Annotated in this window: 20 protein-coding genes; 4 read left to right on the top strand and 16 right to left on the bottom strand. The window is 67.3% G+C overall.

Annotated elements, in window-relative coordinates; genetic code table 11:
* Window positions 1–167: 167 nt before the first annotated feature.
* The 5 genes from ung to rhlB all read right to left on the bottom strand — a co-directional run bounded on the left by ung (window position 168) and on the right by rhlB (window position 5,259).
* The gene (gene ung, locus ACUDTM_RS10690; RefSeq protein WP_088497438.1) at window positions 168–881 is read right to left on the bottom strand and encodes a uracil-DNA glycosylase; all 714 of its coding nucleotides are present in this window, start codon (window positions 879–881) and stop codon (window positions 168–170) included.
* Window positions 878–1,720 (bottom strand): response regulator, encoded by an 843-nt coding sequence (locus tag ACUDTM_RS10695; RefSeq protein WP_005411271.1) that lies wholly within the window; start codon window positions 1,718–1,720, stop codon window positions 878–880. Before ACUDTM_RS10695 ends, ung begins: the two co-directional genes overlap by 4 nt.
* Before the next feature lie 7 nt (window positions 1,721–1,727).
* Window positions 1,728–2,675 carry a permease-like cell division protein FtsX gene (gene ftsX / locus ACUDTM_RS10700; RefSeq protein WP_005419726.1) on the bottom strand — a complete coding sequence of 316 codons (948 nt, stop codon included), beginning with the start codon at window positions 2,673–2,675 and terminating at the stop codon, window positions 1,728–1,730.
* 3 nt (window positions 2,676–2,678) lie between these two features.
* Window positions 2,679–3,365 (bottom strand): cell division ATP-binding protein FtsE, encoded by a 687-nt coding sequence (ftsE, locus tag ACUDTM_RS10705; RefSeq protein WP_005419728.1) that lies wholly within the window; start codon window positions 3,363–3,365, stop codon window positions 2,679–2,681.
* Window positions 3,366–3,534: 169 nt separating this feature from the next.
* A complete protein-coding gene (rhlB, locus tag ACUDTM_RS10710; RefSeq protein ID WP_072167299.1) occupies window positions 3,535–5,259 on the bottom strand; it encodes an ATP-dependent RNA helicase RhlB in 1,725 nt (574 codons plus the stop codon).
* Window positions 5,260–5,768: 509 nt separating this feature from the next.
* Here rhlB and trxA point away from each other — a divergent pair.
* The 3 genes from trxA to ACUDTM_RS10725 all read left to right on the top strand — a co-directional run bounded on the left by trxA (window position 5,769) and on the right by ACUDTM_RS10725 (window position 9,859).
* On the top strand, window positions 5,769–6,098 hold the full coding sequence (gene trxA, locus ACUDTM_RS10715) for a thioredoxin (protein ID WP_005411275.1): 330 nt from the start codon (window positions 5,769–5,771) through the stop codon (window positions 6,096–6,098).
* A gap of 228 nt (window positions 6,099–6,326) precedes the next feature.
* Entirely contained in the window at window positions 6,327–8,075 is a 1,749-nt protein-coding gene (rho, locus tag ACUDTM_RS10720) for a transcription termination factor Rho (RefSeq protein ID WP_053498291.1), read from the top strand.
* Between the two features lie 209 nt (window positions 8,076–8,284).
* A complete protein-coding gene (locus ACUDTM_RS10725) occupies window positions 8,285–9,859 on the top strand; it encodes a sensor domain-containing diguanylate cyclase (RefSeq protein ID WP_005419756.1) in 1,575 nt (524 codons plus the stop codon).
* A 39-nt stretch (window positions 9,860–9,898) separates the two neighbouring features.
* Here the strand turns inward: ACUDTM_RS10725 and ACUDTM_RS10730 are convergent, their stop codons facing one another.
* The 11 genes from ACUDTM_RS10730 to ACUDTM_RS10780 form a co-directional block, all read right to left on the bottom strand.
* Window positions 9,899–10,801 carry a TonB-dependent receptor gene (locus ACUDTM_RS10730; RefSeq protein WP_072169177.1) on the bottom strand — a complete coding sequence of 301 codons (903 nt, stop codon included), beginning with the start codon at window positions 10,799–10,801 and terminating at the stop codon, window positions 9,899–9,901.
* Between the two features lie 80 nt (window positions 10,802–10,881).
* Complete coding sequence (gene aceK, locus ACUDTM_RS10735; RefSeq protein ID WP_445391304.1) at window positions 10,882–12,612, bottom strand: bifunctional isocitrate dehydrogenase kinase/phosphatase; 1,731 nt, start codon at window positions 12,610–12,612, stop codon at window positions 10,882–10,884.
* Window positions 12,613–12,758: 146 nt separating this feature from the next.
* Window positions 12,759–13,118 carry a hypothetical protein gene (locus ACUDTM_RS10740; RefSeq protein WP_353080421.1) on the bottom strand — a complete coding sequence of 120 codons (360 nt, stop codon included), beginning with the start codon at window positions 13,116–13,118 and terminating at the stop codon, window positions 12,759–12,761.
* A gap of 53 nt (window positions 13,119–13,171) precedes the next feature.
* On the bottom strand, window positions 13,172–13,588 hold the full coding sequence (locus ACUDTM_RS10745; protein ID WP_061478181.1) for a roadblock/LC7 domain-containing protein: 417 nt from the start codon (window positions 13,586–13,588) through the stop codon (window positions 13,172–13,174).
* A complete protein-coding gene (locus tag ACUDTM_RS10750) occupies window positions 13,581–14,129 on the bottom strand; it encodes a GTP-binding protein (RefSeq protein ID WP_134970516.1) in 549 nt (182 codons plus the stop codon). The genes ACUDTM_RS10745 and ACUDTM_RS10750 overlap by 8 nt, the downstream gene beginning before the upstream one ends.
* Entirely contained in the window at window positions 14,122–15,087 is a 966-nt protein-coding gene (locus tag ACUDTM_RS10755; RefSeq protein ID WP_088497440.1) for a hypothetical protein, read from the bottom strand. Before ACUDTM_RS10755 ends, ACUDTM_RS10750 begins: the two co-directional genes overlap by 8 nt.
* A gap of 315 nt (window positions 15,088–15,402) precedes the next feature.
* Complete coding sequence (locus ACUDTM_RS10760; RefSeq protein ID WP_445391305.1) at window positions 15,403–17,625, bottom strand: NADP-dependent isocitrate dehydrogenase; 2,223 nt, start codon at window positions 17,623–17,625, stop codon at window positions 15,403–15,405.
* A gap of 315 nt (window positions 17,626–17,940) precedes the next feature.
* Window positions 17,941–18,453 carry a hypothetical protein gene (locus ACUDTM_RS10765; RefSeq protein WP_445391306.1) on the bottom strand — a complete coding sequence of 171 codons (513 nt, stop codon included), beginning with the start codon at window positions 18,451–18,453 and terminating at the stop codon, window positions 17,941–17,943.
* Window positions 18,454–18,496: 43 nt separating this feature from the next.
* Entirely contained in the window at window positions 18,497–18,790 is a 294-nt protein-coding gene (locus tag ACUDTM_RS10770; protein WP_049410686.1) for a LysM peptidoglycan-binding domain-containing protein, read from the bottom strand.
* 188 nt (window positions 18,791–18,978) lie between these two features.
* Window positions 18,979–19,797 carry an NADPH-dependent 7-cyano-7-deazaguanine reductase QueF gene (gene queF, locus ACUDTM_RS10775; protein WP_065186292.1) on the bottom strand — a complete coding sequence of 273 codons (819 nt, stop codon included), beginning with the start codon at window positions 19,795–19,797 and terminating at the stop codon, window positions 18,979–18,981.
* A gap of 478 nt (window positions 19,798–20,275) precedes the next feature.
* A complete protein-coding gene (locus tag ACUDTM_RS10780; RefSeq protein ID WP_072168926.1) occupies window positions 20,276–21,595 on the bottom strand; it encodes a M20 family metallopeptidase in 1,320 nt (439 codons plus the stop codon).
* A gap of 186 nt (window positions 21,596–21,781) precedes the next feature.
* Between ACUDTM_RS10780 and ACUDTM_RS10785 the strand changes: the two genes are divergently transcribed.
* On the top strand, window positions 21,782–23,026 hold the full coding sequence (locus ACUDTM_RS10785; protein WP_069140039.1) for an efflux RND transporter periplasmic adaptor subunit: 1,245 nt from the start codon (window positions 21,782–21,784) through the stop codon (window positions 23,024–23,026).
* The last annotated feature ends 25 nt before the right edge of the window (window positions 23,027–23,051 follow it).

Consider the following 23,051-nt stretch of genomic DNA (forward strand, 5'->3'; position numbering starts at 1 on the left):
TGACAGTGGCGAGCATGCTTTTCGGGATTCACAATCCCTTGGAATTCAAGCAATTACCTGGCAGAAACCTGCCGATTTCAGTCAAGCGGAGCTGAACGGGCCGTTCTGAAGGCCCATTCAGGCCCGGAGACGTTGCCCGATGTTCAGGCCCAGCAGCCCGCCGGTGCTCAGAGCGCCGAACGCGGCGGCAGCGACCAGTCGATCGGGGCCTGGCCGCGGCGCTGCAGGTACTCGTTGGCCATCGAGAAATGCCGGCAGCCGAGGAAGCCACGATGGGCCGACAGCGGCGACGGGTGCGGCGACTTCAGCACGCGATGGCGACGGGTGTCGATGACCTTGCCCTTCTGCTGCGCATAGGCGCCCCACAGCAGGAACACCAGGCCTTCGCGTTCGCGGTTGAGCACGTCCACCACGTGATCGGTGAAGCCCTCCCAGCCACGCCCCTGGTGGGCACCAGCCTTGCCCTCTTCCACCGTCAGCACGGCATTGAGCAGCAGCACCCCACGTTGCGCCCACGGAATCAGGCAGCCGTGGTCCGGGCGCGGGATGCCGAGATCGCTCTCGATCTCCTTGTAGATGTTCAGCAGCGACGGCGGCACCGGCACGCCCGGCGGCACCGAGAAACTCAGGCCATGCGCCTGGCCGCGGCCGTGGTACGGGTCCTGCCCGAGGATCACCACCTTCACCTGCTCGAACGGCGTGGCGTCGAACGCGGCGAAGATCTGCGGGCCGGGCGGGAACACCGCCGCGCCACTGGCCTTGCGCTGGCGCAGGAAGCTGGACAGCTCGCGCATCTGCGGCTGCAGCAGGTAATCGCCGACATGCTGCTTCCAGCTCGGTTCCAGCTGGATCGTCGGGGTGTCGGCTACTTCATCCATCATCGGATCAGGGGTCCATCGTTCAATCGGGCCAGGCGCAGCTGGAACAACACCTTGGTGACCAGCAGCCGCTCTTCGATCGGCTTGAGCACCAGGTCATTGGCACCGGACTGCAGCAGCCCGGTCTGGTTGTGCGGGTTGCCATCACCGGTCATCACCAGCACCGGCAGGCGGCGCTTGCCGTAACCGAAGTCCACGCGCACGCGCTGCACCACGTCGCGCCCGCTCAGTTCGCCCTTCAGGGTGACATCGGTCAGCACCAGGTCGATGCGGTGGCGGCTGCGGCCCAGCGACTCGGCAGTGAGCAGGGTGAATGCCTCTTCGGCGCTGACCACGTGCAGTACGTTCAACTGCTGGCGCTCGAGCATGCGCTTGGTGGCCTCGGCCACCACGCGGCTGTCTTCGATATAGAGGATGGTGGCGCCGGGGATGGTCTGCGGCTGCACATAGCCACGGATGAAGGTCGCCAGTGCCTCATGGCCCAGCGCCTTGTCGAAATAGTCGGTGACGTACTCGGTGAAGCGTCGCTGCTCCAGGTGCTGCTGGGCATCGCCGGACACAACGATCACCGGCACATAGGCCTGGCCGGCGGCTTCGCGCACCATCCGCGCCAGCGCCAGGCCGTCGCCATCGCGCAGGGTCAGCGAGGTCGTCACCAGGTCCACCGGGCCCTGCGCCAGCGCCTGCTGCGCATCCTCGATGCTGTCGCAGCCGATCACCTCCACGCCCGGCAGGTCACGCTGCAGGACATCGGCGATCAGTTTGCGGACCAGCTTCGAACCATCGACCACCATCACCCGCGTCGCGGGCCCTTCAAGGTGCTTCAGCGCTTGCGGTTGCATGCCGGTCTCAGGTGTCGGTCGGACGGGTCTGGCGGAGGAAGTGGCCGGTCACCAGCCAGGCGCCCAGCCAGCCCAGCAGCAGCGTGCCGACCAGGACCAGGCCGCCGTGCAGCAGGTCCAGGCCATGCAGCACGAACGGGCTGCCGTAGCTGCGCGAGAGTTCGGCCAGCGGCACGCGCAGGGCGGCACCGGCGGCGCCGATCAGGGCCAGCGCTACCGCGCCGGCGCCCAGCCCGTACCACGCGCCCAGGTACAGGAACGGGCGGCGGATGAAGCCATCGCTCGCGCCGAGCAGCTGCAGCACGCCGATCTCTTCGCGACGGGCCTGGATGTCAAGGCGCACGGTGTTGCCGACCACCAGCGCGGCGCCCACGCCGAGCAGCACCGACAGCACCTGCACCAGACGTGCACCGAACGCCAGCCAGGCGTCCAGGCGCTGGCGCCACAGCGCATCGTGCTGCACCAGATCGGCCTCGGGCAGGCTTTCCAGCGCGCGCGCCAGGCGTGCGTCGTCCTTGCCCTGGCCCGGGGTGATCACCAGCAGCGAGGGCAACGGATTGTCGTTGAGCGCATCGATCGCCTCACCGAGGCCGGCATCACGCAGTTCCTGCAGGCCCTGCTCGGGTGTGCGCACATTCACTTCGGCCACGTCATCGCGGTCGCGCAGCTGGCCGGCCAGGCGAAGCGCACCGGGACCATCGATGTTGCCCTTCAGGAACACGTTGATGTCGCGCGACTGCTGCACGCTGCCGGCGAACTGCTTGAGGTTGTCCAGCGCGATCGACAGCCCCAGCGGCAACGCCAGGGCCAGCGCCATGACCATCACGGTCAGCAGGGTCGCCCACGGCTTGCGGCAGGCGCGGCCCAGGCTGAACACCACGCTGTGCACGTGGTGCTGGAACCAGACGCCCACGCGCGACGGGGCGGCGGCTTCGCTGTTTTCGTTCTTCGCCATCGGTTACTCCGCCAGGTCCTGCGGCGAGATGTCATCCACCAGCCGGCCGTGGTCGAGGATCAATACGCGCTTGCGCATGCGGCGCAGCAGCGGCAGGTCGTGGCTGACCACCAGCACGCTGGTGCCGCGCGAGGGCAGCTCGGCGAACAGGGCCATGATCTCCGCTGCCAGGGTCGGGTCGAGATTGCCGGTCGGCTCATCGGCCACCAGCAGCTTGGGCTCGCCGACGATGGCGCGGGCGATGCCGACGCGCTGCTGCTCGCCGGCCGACAGCTGCGAGGGCAGTGCCTTCTCACGATGGCCCAGGCCCATGCGCTCGAGCACTGAACGCACGCGCTTGTTGATGTCGCCACGGCGGGTACCACGCAGGATCAGCGGCAGCGCCACGTTCTCGGCAATCGAGCGGTCCATCAGCAGGCGGTGGTCCTGGTAGACCGCCCCCACCGCGCGTCGGTGGCGCGGCACGTCGCCGCCGCGCACCTTCAGCAGGTTGCGCTCGTCGAACACCACCGCGCCACGGCTGGGCCGCTCGTCCAGGTGGATCAACTTGAGCAGCGTACTTTTACCCGCACCGGAATGGCCGGTGACGAACAGCATCTCGCCCGGCGCGACCTCGAAGCTGACATCGGTCAGTGCCTCGTGGCCACCGGCGTACTGTTTGCTGACATTGTCGAAGCGCAGGACACTCATGCCCCGATTATGCAGGACCGGCGCGACGGCGTGGAGATGGTGGGGCGATTGGTGGTAGCCGCAGGAGCAGCCGAGCGTAGGCTCGGCTCTACAGGGCGGCATGGGGGCTGTAGAGCCGAGCCCATGCTCGGCTCAGTGCGGACTGAGGACCGCACGCACCATCGGCGGCTTAGTTGCCCGACAGCATCCGCCGGATCTTGCGGCCGATGCGGGTCAGGAACGAATCGCCGGTATCGGCGGCGGTACGCACCGGCTTGGCCACCACCTGCACCGGGGTCACCGGGCTCGCGCCGTTGCCGGCGTTGGCCTGCACGCCCTCGGCACCCTCGACCGGACGGCCATGGCGACGACGACGGCGCTTGCGCGGCTTGTGTTCACCATCCACGGCACCTTCCGGTGCGCCTTCGGCGCGCGGCGGGCGCGGCGGACGCGGGGCCTGGGCAGCGGCGCCTTCAGCACCGGCGACCGGGGCCGCAGCCCCCTGCTCGCCTTCCACGCGCGGCTTGCGCGGGCCGCGCGAACGGCGTTCGCCGCTGCGCTCGCCGTCACGGCCACCACGACCACCACCACTGCCGGAACGACCGCCACTGCGGCCACCGCCCCGACGCTCTTCCTCGGCGGCGCGGGCTTCGCGCGCTTCACGGAAGATCTGGCCGACGCTTTCGTTGTCCTCGCCTTCCTCGCCTGCAGCCGGGGCCGGGCGTTCCGGGCGCGGCAGCGGGGTCAGCAGTTCCTTGGTGACCGGCTCGGAGGGAATCTTCTGCTCGATGTAGGCCTCGATGTCCGGCAGCCCCATCGCGTAGCGTTCGCAGGCGAAGCTGATCGCATCACCTTCTTCACCCAGGCGCGCGGTACGGCCGATGCGGTGCACGTAGTCTTCGGCATCGAACGGCAGGTCGTAGTTGTAGACGTACTTGATGCCGTCGATGTGCAGGCCGCGCGCGGCGACGTCGGTGGCCACCAGGATTTCCAGCTGGCCCTTCTGGAAGCGGTTGAGCAGGCTCTCGCGCTTCTTCTGCGGCACGTCGCCGGACAGCACGCCGACACGGTAGCCGGCCTTTTCCAGCGAGCGGGCAACGCGCTCGACGAACACCTTGGTGTTGACGAACACCATGGTCCGCGCGCCTTCGCTGCGCGACAGCAGGCCCAGCAGCAGCGGGATCTTCTCGTCGTCGGCCGGGAAGTAGATGCGCTGGCGCACGCGGGCAGCGGTGATGGTCTCGGCTTCGACCACCAGCTTCTGCGGCTCGTTCATGTGCTCGTAGGCCAGCTCCAGCACGCGATGGCTGAGGGTGGCGCTGAACAGCAGGGTCTGGCGGATGGTGCGTTCCGGCATGCGGCGCAGCAGGAAGCGGATGTCCTTGATGAAGCCCAGGTCGAACATGCGGTCGGCTTCGTCCAGCACGCAGATCTCGCAGGCATGCAGCGAAACCACCTTGTGCTGCTTGACGTAGTCGATCAGGCGGCCCGGGGTGGCGATGATCACGTCCACGCCCTGCTGCAGCAGCTCGCGCTGCTTGTCGTAATCCACGCCACCGTAAACCAGCGCGAAACGCAGGCCCAGGTCGGAACCGAACTTCACCGCATCCTTGTGGATCTGGATGGCCAGTTCGCGGGTCGGGGCGAGGATCAGGGCGCGGGGGTCTTCCGGCTTGCGGTCGGCCAGCGCCGGACGGGTCAGCAGGCGGTTCACGACAGCGACCAGGAAGGCCAGGGTCTTGCCGGTACCGGTCTGGGCCTGGCCGGCAACATCACCACCGGGCAGCGCGACCGGCAGGGTCAGCGCCTGGATCGGGGTGCAGCGGGTGAATCCGGCTCCTTCAAGGCCGGCCTGCAGGGCCGGGTGCAGCTCGAAGGAGGAGAAGGTCAAATCGGTCAGCGGTTTGTCGCTCATGAGTCCGTCTTGGTATGGCCGCCGGCCCTTGGGGCGGCTGGCACTTCAGCGTCTAGGGGAACCGTCGCAAACTGCGGCCCCTGCGGCGGGTTGGCAGGCCGGGACCCCTCGGTCCGTGCGCCGCACAATGTCCCAGTTTAACGCACTCGGGCAGGCAAACCGGAATGCGACGTCTCATGGCATCCAGAGACGTCACCTTCACCCAGCCACACCGGACTTGAACGGCCTGCACGGGGGCGCTGGTGTCGCCCACTGCCAGCCCCATCTTCAGGAAGACAGTGAAATCCGACACATACCGGCCATCGAAGCGATCACGATACGCTGGGTTCCAGACGGCGCCTGTCCCTGCCCCGCGATAGGGGTACACTGCCGGCCGTGAGCGTCCAGGCATCCCGCCGAACGCACCGCGGCAGTGCGCCGCGAGGCAACGACGAGGGTCGCGCCACCGGGCAAGGCCCAGTTCACCCACCTCCGGCATCGCCGGGTGCAATCCAAGACGAGAAACCAAGATGAGCGACAAGGTTGTACATGTCGGCGACGCCGACTTTGATAGCGCAGTGCTGAATTCCAAGGAACCGGTGCTGGTCGATTTCTGGGCCGAGTGGTGTGGCCCCTGCAAGATGATCGCCCCGGCGCTGGACGAGCTGGCCGATGCCTACCAGGGCCGCGCCAAGATCGCCAAGGTCAACGTTGACCACAACCGTGCGCTGGCCGCGAAGTACCACGTGCGTTCGATTCCGTACCTGGTCGTGTTCAAGGATGGCGAGAAGGTCGGCGAGCAGATCGGTGCGGTGGGCAAGGCCCAGCTGGCCGGCCTGCTGGACAAGGCCTTGGCCTGATCCTGCCGGTCTCCGGCAGCCGCCGAGCGCGGCTGCCGGCGGGCGCACCACGCCCATGATGAATGCTGTTCCCGGCGACCCTTGCATGGCGCCGCAGGCCGATGATAGTGTCGGCATATCCGGCCGCGTTCGCGTGCCGCACCCTCTGGACGCAGTTTCTTCCAGACCCATTCCCAACGTTCGCCGCCCCAGCCGGGCGCTCGCACCGTCAAGCGAGGAATAACGCTCTTGTCCGATAACACTTCCGAAACCGGCAGCGCTGATGCGCCCGCCGAAAAGCGCGTGCGCAAGCCCCGCGTGAGCAAGGCCGCCGCCCCGGCAGCCGCAGAAACCAGCGCCGCTCCGGCGCAGCCGACCCTGCCGCTGGCCGCCGCGCCCGAAGCACCGGCGCCGGCCGCAGCACCTGCGCCGAGCGCGCCCGCCGCCGAGGCCCCTGCCAGCAGTGGCGGTGGCGAGGGTGGCGAGGGCCGCGAATCCGGCCAGCCGCGGCAGCAGAATCACCAGGGGGGTGGCCAGAACCAGGGCCAGAACCCGTACAACCAGAACGGCCAGCAGGGCCAGGGGCAAGGTCAGGGCAACCGCCGCGACCGCTTCCGCAACCGCCGCGACCGTGACCGCAACAACCGCTTCCGCGACGATGGCATGTCCAATGACGGCGGCGAACAGCAGCCGTTCGTGCCGCGCCCGCACGCCAACGTGCCCGAGGGCTTCCCGGTGTACTCGCTGAGCGACCTCAAGCGCATGCCGGCACAGAAGCTGCTGGAAATCGCCGAGCAGCTGCAGATCTCCGAAGGCGTGGCCCGTGCCCGCAAGCAGGACGTGATCTTCGCCCTGCTGAAGGTGCTGACCCGCCACGGTGACGGCGTCGCCGCCGATGGTGTGCTGGAAATCCTGCCGGATGGCTTCGGTTTCCTGCGCGCGGCCGAAGCCAGCTACCTGGCCGGCCCTGACGACACCTACATCTCGCCCAGCCAGATCCGCCGCTTCAACCTGCGCACCGGCGACCACATCTCCGGCCGCATCCGCTTCCCGAAGGACGGCGAGCGCTACTTCGCGCTGAACATCGTCGACACCATCAACGGCGAGCCGATCGAAGCGTCGAAGAACAAGGTGCTGTTCGAGAACCTGACCGCACTGTTCCCGCGCCGCCGCTTCACCCTTGAGCGTGGCAACGGTTCGTCGGAAGACATCACCGGCCGCATCCTCGACCTGATGGCGCCGCAGGGCAAGGGCCAGCGCTCGCTCATCGTGTCGCAGCCCAAGGCCGGCAAGACGATGATGATGCAGCAGGTCGCCACCGCCATCACCACCAACCATCCGGACGTGCACCTGATCGTGCTGCTGATCGACGAGCGCCCGGAAGAAGTGACCGAAATGCAGCGCACCGTGCGCGGCGAGGTCATCAGCTCGACCTTCGACGAGCCGGCCGCGCGCCACGTGCAGGTGGCCGAAATGGTCATCGAGCGCGCCAAGCGCCTGGTCGAGCACAAGAAGGATGTGGTGATCCTGCTCGACTCGATCACCCGCCTGGCCCGCGCCTACAACAACGTGGTGCCGAGCTCGGGCAAGGTGCTGACCGGTGGTGTGGACGCCAACGCCCTGCACCGCCCGAAGCGCTTCTTCGGTGCCGCGCGCAACGTGGAAGAAGGCGGCAGCCTGACCATCATCGCCACCGCGCTGGTCGACACCGGCTCGAAGATGGACGAGGTGATCTACGAAGAGTTCAAGGGCACCGGCAACAGCGAAGTGCACCTGAGCCGTCGTATCGCTGAAAAGCGCGTGTTCCCGGCCATCGACATCAACCGTTCCGGTACCCGCCGCGAAGACCTGCTGATCGAACCGGAACTGCTGCAGAAGATCTGGATCCTGCGCAAGCTGCTGCATCCGATGGATGAAATGGCCGCGATGGAATTCCTGCTCGACAAGATGAAGAACACCAAGTCCAACGACGAGTTCTTCGGTTCGATGAAGCGCTGATCCGCGCCATTGCATCGAAAAGAACCTGCCGCCCGCTGCGGCAGGTTTTTTTTTGCCTGCAGGGCGACCTGCTTCACTTTGCCGCCGCTGACTTTTGGCGATAATTCGCCCCATACCCTGCCCGGCCCCAAGGGCGTGGCCACCGATTCCCGCTGTCGCCCCTTCCGGAGAACCGGTCGGGTCCAGCCTCCTGCCGGATCCGTCGACGCATGCGAACGCTGTCCCCCCGCCTCAACCTGGGCAAGCTGATCCTCGCCCTGGCCCTGCTCAGCGCCATCATTGCCCTGGCCAATACCCTGCTGGCCAGTTACCGCGTGCAGCGCGACCAGCTGGTCGGCAACACGCTGGAGGCCAACCGCGTCTATGCCACCAAGCTGGCCGAGACCACCCAGAACTTCCTGCTGGCCGCGCAGCAGGAGCTGGCCTACGCCGCCACCCGGCTCGGCCAGAATGATCTCGATCCGGCACAGGCCCAGGATGAAGCCAGCCGGCTGCAGCTGCAGACCAACAGCTTCAACTCCTCGCTGGTGGTCGACGCCGACGGCCTGGTGATCGCCACCTCGCCGCAGACCCTGCAGCTGCAGGGCGAGATCCTGCACAGCGCCGGCAACAACGCCGCACTGGCCGCGCGCCAGCCGATGATCAGCGATCCCTACCAGTCGACCACCGGCAAGCTGCTGGTCTCGCTGTCGCACCCGATCTTCGATCGCCAGGGCCGCTATCGCGGCTACGTCAGCGGCACCCTCTACCTGCGCCAGCGCAGTGCGCTGCACACGCTGCTGGGCAAGCACTACTACCGCGACGGCTCGTACCTGTACGTGGTGGACCGCAATGGCCGCCTGCTGTACCACGCCGATGGCAAGCGGGTCGGCGACTACGTGGTCGGCAACCCGGCGGTGAAGGCAGTCGTGCGCGGTGAACGCGGTGCGCAGCAGGTCCGCAACAACCTGGGCGTATCGATGCTGGCTGGCTATGCACCGGTGCCGGCCACCGGCTGGGGCATCATCGCCCAGCGGCCGACCGAGGCCACGCTGCAGCCATTGTCACGGTTGATGACCGCGGTGATCTGGAATGCGATCCCGCTCGGCCTGCTGTCACTGCTGGTCACCTGGTGGTTCGCCCGTCGCATCTCGATGCCGCTGTGGCAGCTGGCGCGAAACGTGCAGGGTGGCGAGGACACCGGCAACGCGATCAGCCACGTCAGCGGCATCCGCGCCTGGTACTTCGAGGTGGCCCAGCTCAAGCAGGCGGTGCTGCACAGCTTCAACGCGCTGCAGGACCGCATCGGCACGCTCAGCCGCGCCAACCGTACCGATCCGCTGACCGGCCTGCTCAATCGCCGCGGCCTGCAGCAGGCGCTGGATGCGCTGCAGGTGCAGGGCATTCCGTTCGCGATCCTGGCGCTGGACATCGATCGCTTCAAATCGATCAACGACAGCCACGGCCATGACGTCGGTGACGCCGCCATCGTCCATATCGCCGACCAGATGCGCCGCTACTCGCGCGACAGCGACATCCTCTGCCGCGCCGGCGGCGAGGAATTCCTGCTGCTGTTGCCGGGCATCAGCACCGACTCGGCGCGCCAGGCTGGCGAGCGCCTGCGCCAGCACATCGCCGATCACCCGTTCGAGCCGGTCGGCACCATCACCGTGTCACTGGGCGTGGCCCACTTCCCCAGCTTCCATGTCGATGCCGAGCAGGCGCTGCGGCTGGCCGACAAGGCCCTGTACATGGCCAAGGAACAGGGCCGCAACCGGGTGGTGGTCTACCCGTACGCGGACTGAAAAGCGGCCGGCCTGGCCGACCGCTTCACCGCGCCGGGCTCAGCGCTGCGCCAACGGTGTCAGCAGGCGCAGGCCGCGCTGGGTGCCATCGACCATGTACACGCCCCCGGCCGGCAGCAGATCACTGCCCGCCTGTTCGACGGCATCCGGCCTGCGCCACGGTGCGGCCTGGCGCGGGCCGGGGATGTAGGCACGCCAGCGGCCATAGCGCTCCGGCTGGGCATTGCCGTTGCTGCCGGTGTCGCTGTTCAGGGCGAAGTTCACCGGCACGCGCACGGTCCAGAAGTCGCGCGTGCTGTTCTCGCCGGTGGTCGGCGGGATGAAGGTCCACTTGCGCGCGCCGCTGATGCTGGCCTTGGCGAGCAGGTCACGCATCTTGGCCAGGGTCCGCTCCGGCGCGACCACGGTCATGTTCACCTGTTCGGCAATGACGTCGGCCACGGTCCCATCGCGGGCTACCTTGACCAGCAGCAGCACATCACCCTGCCCACCACTGCGGAAGACATCCTCGGGGTAGCGCGGTGGCGGCATGCTCTTCCGGGTCACCGAATCGGTAGCCTTCGGGTCATACTCACTGAAGTCGACACTGGTCATGCTGACTTGGTAGCTGCCGTCCTCCTGCTGCTTGCCACGCAGGCGCACCCGCAGTGGTGCGTGGACCGCCACCGGCTTGCCATCGCGCAGCGTCGGCTCGAACTGCCAGCCACGGATGGTGCCCTCCACGAATGAGGCGATACCCGGTGCGAGCATCGCCTGCTGGTCCAGGACCAGCGCGCTGACCGAACCATCGGCCGCCACGTCGATACTGCCCGACAGCGCCATGCTCATCTCGGCGGTGGCACGCACGGCGCGCGCGTTCTGGGCGACGGCCTCGGCTGGCAGCAGGGGGGCACCGGCGGAGAACGCCAGGGCCAGGGCAAGGAACAGGGGGGAACGCATCATTGCCGGATCCGTGGTGATGAAGTGAGCACCGAGCGTACCGCAGTCCTGACCGGACCGGCACGTGCTTCACGCCACGCCGTTCAGGCCAGGCGATGGGCCGCCGCGTAGGGCGGCGTATCCGGATAGTTCCCCTCGGCGAAGCGCGCCTGCAGGTCCTGCCACCACGCCGGATCGAACAGGTGCCGGTAGTGCTCCCTCACCGCCGCCAGTTCGCTGGCGGGCAGGCCCATGAACGGGCCGAAGCGCTCGGGAAACACGTCGCGTGGACCGACATGGAACCAGGGTTCATCGGCCATGGCTTCCTCCGGCGTACGCGGCTGCGGCCAGGCGCGGAACACGCAGTCGCTGACCAGGCACAGCTCGTCGTAGTCGTAGAACACGGCCCGGCCATGCCGCGATACGCCGAAGTTCTTCGGCAGCATGTCGCCGGGGAAGATGTTGTTGCGCGCCATGTCGGTGATCGCCTGCGCGTAGTCGAGTACCGCTGCGCGCACCGCCTCGCCCCCCTGCTCGCGCAGGTACAGGTTCAATGGACGGAAGCGACGCTGTACGTAGCAAAGTGCGACTTCCACATGGTCGCCATCGACCCGCACGGTCTGCGCGCATTGCTGCAGCAGCTCCTCCAGCAAGGCCGGTGCGAAGCGGTCGCGCGGGAAGCGCAGGTGGCGATACGGCTGCGCATCTAGCAGGCGGCCGACGCGGTCGAGGTTGAACACCAGCGCGTACTTCTCTTCCACCTGCTGCCGCGACATCGCCTTGGGCCACGCGAAGCGGTCGCGGATCAGCTTGAACACCAGCGGATAGCTGGGCAGGGTGAACACTGCCATGACCATGCCAGGTGTGCCTTCGGCGGGCACCAGCCGCTCCTGCGGATGCTCGTTGAAGTGGCGGAAGAAGGTCCGGTAGCGCTCGGTCTTGCCCTGCTTGGCACGGCCCAGAACGGTGTAGATCTCATCGATGGGCTTGCCCGGCAGCAGGCTGCGCAGGAACACCACTGCATCGCCCACCGTGGCGAGGTCGGCCTGGAAATAACTGCGCGACACGCCGAACAGGTGGGCGACGTCGCGGCGCCGGGTGAGCACCGCGTCGGCACGCAAGCCACGCTCATCGTTGACCAGCGCGATCACGCAGGGTGAGAAGCGGTGCTCGCCGAACACGCGGCCCACCAGGTAGGCACGGCGCTCGCGATAGAACACGGTGTCCAGCAGCTCGATGCTGCGCACCGGCGTATCGCCCCAGTGGGCCAGATCATCCTGCAGGCGCACGGCAATGGCCGCCGCGCAGCGCAACTGGTGCGCATACGGAATGTCGAAGCGGTAATCGGCCAACACGCGCTGCAGGGCCTCCACCGGCCGCGTCGGTGAAACCGCGTAGGTATGCCGCGCGACCGGATGGGTGATCGCATCGGACGGCTCGACGTCAAAGGCGATGAACTCCAGCGCCGGGTCCACGCCACGGGTGGAGAACAAGCGCCGCGACAGGGTGTTGTAGAACGTCTTGTACAGTTCGGCGTCGATCAGCCCCCGCAGCAATGCGCTGTAGCGTGCATGCACCTGCAGCCACAGTGCGCGCTCCCCGATCGCTTCGCCGGCAAGGCGCCGCAGTGCATCCATCTGTTCGGCAATGCACAGATCGTACAACGCGATGCGCTCGACTGCATCCCGGCGCGCGCCCGCCCAGTCGCGCTGCTCGAAACGCTGCCGCGCGCGGGCGGTGATCGCCGCAAAGCGGGCGTGGTACTGCTCGAAGCCAGCGTGGATGGCACCAGCGATGCGCGACGCCAGCTCGGCATCGATATCAGGCTCGGACATGCAGGACTCAGCCGGGAGGACCGGCTTCACCATACGCTGGCGTGTGCAATGGCGTCGAGTGCGAAGGTAGTGCCGGCCGCTGGCCGGCAGCACCTGGACCGTCGATGGATCGATGCAGACGCCGGCCAGCGGCCGGCACTACCGGCTCAGATCGCCAGTTCGGCCTCTACGTCCTGCACCTTGCGTCGGGCCAGTGCAAGGTTGGACTTGGTCCGGTCCAGCACGATGTAGAAGAACAGGCCCTTCTTCTTCGCGACCGGTCGCATGATGTGGTACGCCTTGCCCAGCGAGATCAGCATATCCTCGATGCTGTCATTGAGGTTCAACGAGGCAGCGGTCTTCATCTTGGCCCGGATCACTTCGGTGTTGCCGGCGGCGGCCACTTCCATGTCCATGCCGGCACCGGCTTCGCCCAGCAGCATGCCGCTTTCGTAGTCGACCAGCGCCACTGCCTGCGCGCCGTCGATGCCCATCAGTGCGTTCAACGATTCATTCAATCCAGCCACGTCGCACCCCTTGTCGATGTTGGTTCGAGCCCCTCGTTCCCCTGCGGCCGGGCTCACGATCCGCCGAGTTCGGCCAGGATCGCCTGGCCACATTCCCTGCTCTGCCACAGCACCTGCCCGATCACGCTGCGCTGGTCGCAGGCCGCCATCAGCAGCAGCGGCGCACGCCCTTCGGCCTGGATCGCCAGCATCAGCACCTTCCCGCCCATCGCTTCCAGCATCAGCGTCTGCAGATCGCCCAGCACCAGTTCGCGCCCCACCGCTGCGGCCAACGCCAGCATCGCGCTGGTCATCGCCGCCAGCCGTTCGCCGCGCCCGTCGGCACCGGCGCTGACCAGGGCAAAGCCATCGACGCTGGCCAGCACCACCGTGCGCACGCCTTCCACCCGCTGCTGCAGGTCCTGCAGCAGCGGCTGCAGGCGCTCACGCTGGCCCGCGTCGGGCAGTACCGCCATCTGCCCGTCACCCATGCGCAGCCACCAGTGCGTGCGCTTCCATTTCGCTCATCAGTACATCCATCAGCAGCAGTCCCTGTTCGCGGTCACGGGCATCGACGGCCAGCAACGGCAGTGGCTGGTCGTCAAGGCAGGCGTGCGTGGCCCAGTCATCCAGCGCCGCCTGTGGTGCCTGGTCCAGGTGGGTGACGGCCACGACCAGTGCCAGGGATGATGCGAACGGCTGCAGCACCTGCAGGTAGTCCTGCAGCTCGCTGGCAATGCCGGCGCGCCGTGCGTCCAGCAGCAGCACCGCGCCCCGTGCACCCTGCAGCAGGATCGGCCACAGGAAATCGAAACGCTGCTGGCCGGGCGTTCCGTACAGACGCAGGCGTTCTCCGTTGGGCAGGTCGATGTCCGCATAGTCCAGCGCGACGGTGGTGGAGGCCTTGTCGGCACCGAGGCGATCACTGTTGGCCACATCGGTGTCGACTACCGCGCCGGCCGCGATGCTGCGCACCAGCGTCGACTTGCCGCTGCCCATGCCGCCCAGCACCACCACCTTGTGCTCACGCATTGCGCTCACTCCCGCGCAAGTGCCGCCACAGGCGGGCAAGCAGTCCGTTGTCGGTGCGGGTGCCACCGGTCGCCATCATCGGCGTCGCCGGGGCGGCCTGCAGCTGCGCGTAGCCACACAGGTAGGCCGCGTGGATGAAATCGCGAACGGCCGCCGCCGGCAGCTCAAGCAGCATCGCGCATTCTTCAACCGTGCACGCGCGCTTGAGCAGCAACGAGCAAAGGCGGAATCCATCGTGGTCGTGTCCCAGTACGCGGAAATCCGGCCAGCGCAGCAGCTTCACCGAAGCGCCGCGCAGGCGTTCGTCCAGTGCCTGCCAGTGGCGGCTGCGTTGCGCCCATTGCCACAACAGCGGCCGCAGCGGCTGGCGTGTTCGCTCACCAGCCAGCGCCTGCAGGCGCATTGGCGTCAGTGCATCCAGCTGCAGGCGTTCGAAAGCATCGGCCAGGCGCTCCACCAGCGCGCTCGCGGGTTCCTGCAACAGCACGGCCTGGTCGTGCTCCAGATCCATCAGCAGCAAAGGCTCGCCCGCATCACTCAACAGTGCCTGGCCATGGCGCAGCGGCAACCGCTCGCGCAGCAGGCGGGTAATGGCGTGTGCGCCATCGGCCAGACGTATCAGCGCGGGTGCGGGCATGGCCAGGGGCTCCGGTGCCAACTGCATGCGACGCAGCGCGCGGCCGATGGCACCGTCGTCGAGAACATCCTGGTGTCCGTCGCCGTCGCGCAGTTGGCCGCCGTTGTCCTCGATCCAGCATTGCAGGCGCGGTCGCTGCTGGCGCATGCGCTGGGCCGCGTTGCGCAGTGCCGGGGTATCGCGGATGACCAGCAGGTCGCAATCGTCCAGGTCCCGGCTGCGGCGGACCTGGCCGTCCGGCAGTGCCGACGCCAGGCGCAGCCGTTGCAGCAGGGCCTGCTCGCCCTGGATATCGGTTCCCACTACCAGCACGCGTGCCATCCGTGTCCCCGGGCGACCACCTCCCCGGTGGTCTCGCGTCGCCAAGGCTAGGATATAGCCGACGAAGACCGTCGTGATCGACTACTCAGATTGAAGGCGGTTGCACGCCCCCTTCTGTCGGTTCTGCGACAGCCATCGCGGGCAAGTTTCATGCCCCGTTGACGGCAGTCCGACAGCTGACGGATGTCACGGTTTCATCGCCTGGGGTCAGATCCCTTTTGCGCGCAAAAGGGATCTGACCCCCCACGGCCCCGGAAAAAGAAAACCCGCGCCGAAGCGCGGGTTTCCATGTTGCAGCAGGCGAACGGCGCAGGATCAGCCGCGCAGCTGCTCCAGCGCGGCGTTGAAGGTCGCGCTCGGGCGCATTGCCTTGCTGGCCTTGGCCAGGTCCGGGCGGTAGTAGCCACCGATGTCCACGGCCTTGCCCTGCACCGCGATCAGCTCGTCGACGATCTTCTGCTCGTTGTCGGTCAGCGCCTTGGCCAGCGGGGCGAAGCGTGCCTTCAGTGCAGCATCCTCGTCCTGCGCGGCCAGGGCCTGCGCCCAGTACAACGCGATGTAGAAGTGGCTGCCACGGTTGTCGATGCCGCCGAGCTTGCGCGACGGCGACTTGTCGTTGTCCAGGAACTGGCCGTTGGCTTCGTCCAGCGCCTTGGCCAGCACGCGGGCGGCGGCGTTGTCATAGCGGTTGCCCAGGTGTTCCAGCGACGCGGCCAGGGCCAGGAACTCACCCAGCGAATCCCAGCGCAGGTAGTCCTCTTCGACGAACTGCTGCACGTGCTTCGGGGCCGAACCACCGGCGCCGGTCTCGAACAGGCCACCACCGGCCATCAGCGGCACGATCGACAGCATCTTGGCGCTGGTGCCCAGCTCCATGATCGGGAACAGGTCGGTCAGGTAGTCGCGCAGCACGTTGCCGGTCACCGAGATGGTGTCCTCGCCCTTGCGGATGCGGTCCAGCGAGAACGCGGTCGCTTCCACCGGCGGCAGGATGCGGATGTCCAGGCCGTTGGTGTCGTGGTCCTTCAGATACTGCTCGACCTTGGCGATGACCTGCGCGTCGTGGGCGCGGGCGGCATCCAGCCAGAACACGGCCGGGGTGCTGCTCAGGCGGGCACGCTCGACGGCCAGCTTGACCCAGTCCTGGATCGGCGCGTCCTTGGTCTGGCACATGCGCCAGATGTCACCGGCTTCCACGGCGTGCTCGAACACCACGGTGCCGGCATCGTCGGTGACCTTGACCACGCCATCGGCAGCGATCTGGAAGGTCTTGTCGTGCGAGCCGTACTCCTCGGCCTTCTGTGCCATCAGGCCGACGTTGGGCACCGAACCCATGGTGGCCGGGTCGAAGGCGCCGTGCGCCTTGCAGTCGTCGATGACGGCCTGGTACACGCCGGCGTAGCAGCGGTCCGGAATGACGGCCTTGGTGTCCTGCAGCTTGCCTTCGGCGTTCCACATCTTGCCGGAGTCGCGGATCATCGCCGGCATCGAGGCGTCGACGATGACGTCGCTCGGCACGTGCAGGTTGGTGATGCCCTTGTCCGAGTTGACCATGGCCACGCCCGGGCGCTGTGCGTACTCGGCAGCCAGGTCGGCTTCGATCGCAGCACGGGTGGCTTCCGGCAGCGACGGCAGGCGCGCAGCCAGGTCACCGATGCCGTTGTTGGCGTCGAAACCGGCCTGCTTGAGTACGTCGGCGTGCTTGGCCAGCACGTCCTTGTAGAACTCATTGACCGCCACGCCGAACATGATCGGGTCGGAGACCTTCATCATGGTCGCCTTCAGGTGCAGCGAGAACAGCACGCCCTGGGCCTTGGCATCGGCGATCTGCTCACCGAGGAACGCGGCCAGTGCCTTGCGGCTCATCACGGCGGCGTCGACGATCTCGCCGGCCTTGACCGCGGTCTTTTCCTTCAGCACGACGGTGCTGCCGTCGTTGCCATGGAAAGTGATCTTCAGCGAACCGGCGTTGGTCAGGGTGGCCGACTTCTCGCTGCCGTAGAAATCACCGGCGGCCATGTGCGCGACGTGCGACTTCGAATCGGCCGACCAGGCGCCCATGCGGTGCGGGTGCTTGCGCGCGTAGTTCTTCACCGACAGCGGTGCACGGCGGTCGGAGTTGCCTTCGCGCAGCACCGGGTTCACCGCGCTGCCCTTGACCTTGTCGTAGCGCGCCTTGTAGTCGCGCTGCTGGTCGTCGGCCGGGGTTTCCGGGTAATCCGGCAGCGGGTAGCCCTGGTCCTGCAGTTCCTTGATGGCCGCCTTCAGCTGCGGCACCGAGGCGGAAATGTTCGGCAGCTTGATGATGTTGGCGTCCGGGGTGGTCGCCAGCTGGCCCAGCTCGGCCAGGTCGTCGCTGACCTTCTGCGCGTCGGACAGCAGTTCCGGGAACTGCGACAGGATGCGGCCGGACAGCGAGATGTCACGGGTTTCCACCACGATGCCGGCCGTGGCGGTGTAGGCGTCAACGATCGGCAGCAGCGACTGGGTGGCCAGGAACGGTGCTTCGTCGGTCAGCGTGTAGAGGATCTTGGACATGGGGGACTTGGACTCTGTAGCAATGCTCAGGGGAAGGCCGGCGCCAGCGCCGGGCCACGTGCAACCGTGTCGCGCGCGAGGCGGGGCCCCACGCTTTCCCCCGTCGCCGTCAGGGTGGGCGCGCGGCGGGGAAACCCCTGCATTGTCGCGTTTTCAGTCGCGCGGGGCAAAGCCACGCCATACGCGGCGGTACTGGATGCCGGCAACGCTGTGATCCATCGACGCCTGGATGAAGCCAACCATCGCCCAACAAAAAAGGACGCAGCCTCGCGGCTGCGTCCATCGTGAGCCCTGCCGGGAGAGAGTCGGCTGGACTTACTTGACCTCGAACTCCTGCGGCGTTCCGGCCGCCTTGCCATCGACGGTGACTTCGGCGCGGTACTTGCCGGCCGGCCAGCCCTTTGCATTCTTGAAGGTGACGTTGGTGGTTTCCGCACCGCTGGTGTTCAGCGTGGCATTCTGTTCGCCGGCCACCTGGCCGTCCTGGTAGGTCAGCTTCACGCCAACGGCGACGTTGTTGGCAGCACCGTCGGTCTTGACCGAGACGATGATGTCGTCCTTCGGCGCGAACAAAGCCGTCGTCGCAACCGACTTGTCGGCGGCTGCGGTCTTGCCGACCGTGACCGACGAGACGCTGACAGCAGCGGCTTCGGCCATCGGCGGCGGCGCGCCGGTCATCGGGGCCGGTGCTGCCGGTTCGGCCGGAGCAGTCGCTGCCGGAGCGGCATTGTTGTCGGTCGACTCTTCTTTCTTCTTGCAACCGACCAGGGCGACGCTGCCCAGCAGGGCGGCGATCAGGGCGGTCTGGAGCGGGGTGGTCTTGATCATTCGGGGTTCCTCCCAGGGATTGTTGGACGGCACTCTGGCCGGCTTACTTCGGCGGCAGTTTCAGGGTCTGGCCCGGGAAGATCTTGTCCGGGTCATCAAGCACATCGCGGTTGGCTTCGAAGATCTTCTTCCAGGCATTGGCGTCGCCCAGATGCTGCTTGGCGATCTTCGACAGCGAGTCACCCTTCTGCACGGTATAGGTGCCGCCGCTGACAACGTCTGCGGTGCTGTCCACCGAAGCGCTGACGCCGGAGAAGTCCGCCTTCGGTGCCTGTTCGGCGGTACTGTCGACGCTGCTGCTGACGCCGGAGAAATCGGCTTTCTTCTCGGTACTCATCCACAACTCCCGTCTGCATGACTACGTGATTGGCACGGTGCCATGGCGGTTGTTAAATGGGGATGGTGCAGATGTGAAGCCGCCCCCGGGGCGGCTGAACAATCGGGGGAATGGACGCCCGGTAGTGCCGTCCGCTGGCCGGCGCCCGCCGGGCATGGCCCGGCACAATGGGTATCCGACTGCGGCGGTTACTGCCGCAGCTCGCGGTAGGTCGCAGCCGGGGCGGCGATGCCGGGGCTGGCACGCCAAGGGTTGATGTCCAGGCCACCACGGCGGGTGTAGCGGGCCTCAACCTCGAGCCAGTGCGGCCGGCAGCGCGCAGATACCTCGCTGAAGATCCGCTCAACGCACTGCTCGTGGAACTCGGCGTGTTCACGGTAGCTGACCAAGTAGCGCAGCAGGCCCGCGCGATCGATCTTCGGCCCGCGGTAACGCAGGCTGACCGTGGCCCAGTCCGGCTGGCCGGTGACCGGGCAGTTGGACTTCAGCAGCGACGAGACCAGGGTCTCTTCCACCACCTCACCCGCATCGGCGGCGAGGAAGTCCGCCTGCGGCGGGCCGTAGCAGTCGATCTCCAGTTCCAGCCCGTCGATGGACTCGCCGAGCGGCGTCTCGCGCAGGCCCGGCAGGCCGAACTCGACCTGGACCGGCGCACCGGCGCAATCCGACAGATCCGCCACGATGCGCGCGCGCAGCGCCTCGGCGCTGTCGATGCGGGTGCTGTTGAGGGAGTTGAGGTACAGCTTGAACGACTTCGATTCGATCAACTGCGGCGAGGTGCACGGCACCTGCACGGTGGCGACGGCCGCCTGCGGCTTGCCGCGCGGATCGAGCCAGCTCAGCTCGAAGGCGTGCCAGCGGTCGTGGCCGACGAACGGCAGCGCTGCGTCATCGAGGCCGATCTCGGCGCGGGCACCGCTGCGGGGGATCGGGAACAGCAGGCCGGGATCGTACTGCGACGGGTAACTGACCTCGCGACCGAGGCTGGAATCCTGTGGGGTGTTCATGGTGGGCATTGTATCGCGCGGAGGGCGGGCCTTCGGCCTGGCCGGCCAACGGCGGAGCCCCTCCGTGGTGGGGTGTTGGGTCGTCGAAAGCCTGGATTCCCGGGAGTGGGCCGGGCGGATGGGGCTGGCGGGGACGCCGTGAATCCGTCCCTGGAGGTTTAGCCGCGCCATCCATGGCGCGGATACCCCGCCCGGCCCCCCGACACATTTCTGCCGCCGATCCACCACGGGAAAGATCAGAAAATCAAAATCCGATCCTTCGGACATTTTCGATGTCTGCCATCCACGCATGGCGTGGATCTACCGGCAAGCCACGGGATCGGGTCTGGAGGAAAGCCCCCTGAGTCAGGGGGCGGCCGCGAAGCGGCAGGGGTCTGGAAGCTGGTAAGGGGAGCCCACCGTTCGCGCAGCGAACCGTGGGAGCGACAGCGCGCATGCGATGTCGCGTACCCAGGGCTGCAAGCCGTGCCGGCAACCCTCACCCCGCAGGCGAGCCGGCACCGTGCAGGTAATCCAGGCTCACCTGCAGCAACGCCCGCAATCCCACATCCAGCGCCTTCTCATCCAGCAGGAACTTCGGCGAATGGTTGGCCGGCGCCGTCGCCGGGTCGATGCCCACGCTGGTGGATCCAACGAAGAAGAACATGCCCGGCACTTCCTTCGCGTACAGCGAGAAATCCTCCGCGCCCATCTGCAACGGCGGCTCGTACACGTTGTCCTTGCCCACGACCGCCTGCAGGCTCGGCAGCATCTTCGCGGTCAGCGTCGGGTCGTTCACCGTGGCCGGATTGCCTTCCGATTCGTAGATGTCGGTCACCGCCTTCGCACCGTGCGCGGCGGCGGTGTGTTCGGCCACGTTGCGCAGGTCGGCAAAGATCTGCTGGCGCATGCCTTCGTCGAAGGTGCGGATGGTGCCGACCATCTCCACTTCATCAGGAATGATGTTGTAGCGGATGCCGCCGTTGATCGCGCCGAAGGTCAGCACCGCCGGTTGCTTGGACAGGTTGGCGCGGCGGCTGACGATGGTCTGCGCGGTGCCGACCAGATCAGCGGTGGCGACGATCGGGTCAACACCGTTCCACGGTGCCGAGCCGTGCGTCTGGCGACCGATCACCTTGATCCCGAAGCGATCCGAGGCGGCCATCAATGGGCCGCCGCGCACCGCGATCTGGCCGGCCTGCACGCTGGAGAACACATGCAGGCCGAACACTGCCTCCGGCTTGAAGTCGGCAAACAGCCCTTCCTTCAGCATCAGTGCCGCACCGCCCTCTTCCGGCGGCGGCGCGCCTTCCTCGGCCGGCTGGAAGATCAGCATCACCTGGCCCGGCAGGTCCTTCTTCATTGATACCAGCGCTTCGGCCACGCCGAGCAGGGTGGCGGTATGCGCGTCGTGGCCACAGGCATGCATCACGCCCACGGTCTGCCCGCGGTACTGGTCGGTGGCCTTGGAGGCGAACGGCAGGCCGGTCTGCTCGGTCACCGGCAACGCGTCCATGTCTGCACGCAATGCGATCTTCGGACCCGGCTTGCCGCCTTCGATGATCGCCACCACGCCATGGTGGGCGATGCCGGTCTTCGGCTTCAGGCCCATCGCACGCAGGCGCTTGGCGACCTCGGCCGAGGTGCGCGCCTCGCGGTTGGACAGCTCCGGGTGCTGGTGGAAATCACGGCGCCATTCGACCACCCGGGCCTGCAGCCGCTGCGCGGCGGCGGTCACTTCCGGGCGTTGCCCGTCCTGGGCATGGGCAAGCGCCGGCAGGGCCAGCAGCAGGGCGGACAGCAGCAGCGAACGGCGCATCGCAATCTCCACAGCAAGAGGGTTCCAGCTGAATGTAGGGCAACACCGGCGCCACGGGAACCTCCGGCGCCGCATCCGGTCTTAGCGCCCGTCCCATCCGTCATGCAGGAAACGTGATGTGGCACAGGTATGCTTTGCGCATTGTCCCGGCGTCCCGTCCGGTCCAGCCCTCTCGGAGTCCTCGTAATGTCACGTGTTTGGAAGATCGTGCTGCTGGTCGTGGCGATCCTGGTGCTGGCCGTGGTCGGCCTGCGCGTCATCGGCGGGGGCAAGGACAAGGCTGGAAAACCTGCTGCGGGCGCGCGCCAGGGCGGCGAAGATCCGAATGCCGGTCCAGTGCCGGTGACCGTGGTGGAGGCCACGCGCCAGGACGTGCCGGTGTATGCCAGCGCGCTGGGTACGGTGACCGCGATGAACACCGTCACTGTCAGCCCGCAGGTCGGCGGCCAGCTGATGAGCCTGAATTTCCGTGAAGGCCAGGAAGTGAAGCAGGGTGATGTGCTGGCGGTGATCGATCCGCGCACCGCCCAGGCCAGCTACGACCAGGCCGCGGCAGCCAAGCGCCAGAACGAGGCCCTGCTGGCCACCGCGCGCTCCAACTACCAGCGCTCGAACGCGCCGGAGTATCGCCAGTACGTCGCCAAGACCGATCTGGATACACAGCGAAACCAAGTGGCACAGTACGAAAGCGCCGTGGCCGCCAACGAGGCCAGCATGCGCTCGGCGCAGGTGCAGCTGCAGTACACCCGGGTCACCGCGCCGATCTCAGGCATCGCCGGCATCCGTGCGGTCGACGCCGGCAACGTGGTCAGCGCCGGTACCGCGCTGGTCACGCTGACCCAGATCCATCCGATCCACGTGCTGTTCAACCTGCCCGAGCGCCAGCTCGGCGATGTGCGCCAGGCGCAGGCCGCCGGCACGGTGCCGGTGGCGGCGCTGGACCGCGCCGATTCGCACGTGCTGTCCGGCGACGGCAAGCTCGATGTGGTCGACAACCTGATCAGTGCCGACAGCGGCACGTTCAAGGCGCGCGCCGTATTCGACAACACCGACAACGGCCTGTGGCCGGGCCAGTTCGTCAACGTGCGCATGCAGCTGCGCACCATCGGCGGCGGCGTGGTCATTCCGACCCAGGCGGTGCTGCGTGGCCCGGACGGCGAGTACGTCTATGTCGTGCAGGGCGACAACACGGTGAAGATGCAGACCGTGCGCAGCGGCGTGGAAGTGGGCGACAGCCAGGTGCAGATCGCCGAAGGCCTCAAGGGTGGCGAGCGGGTGGTCAGCGAAGGCCAGTTCCGCCTGAAGCCGGGCAGCAAGGTCACCGCGCTGAAGCCGGGCGAGACCCCGGCCGCGCCGACCGAGGCCGAACTGAAGGCGGCCGAACAGAAGAACGCGGGCGGCGGTGGCCGTCGCGGTGGTGGCCCGCGCTGAGCGCAGGCCACGGTTCTCCCTCGCG

It is taken from the genome of Stenotrophomonas maltophilia group sp. vghtpe118 (assembly GCF_052605195.1).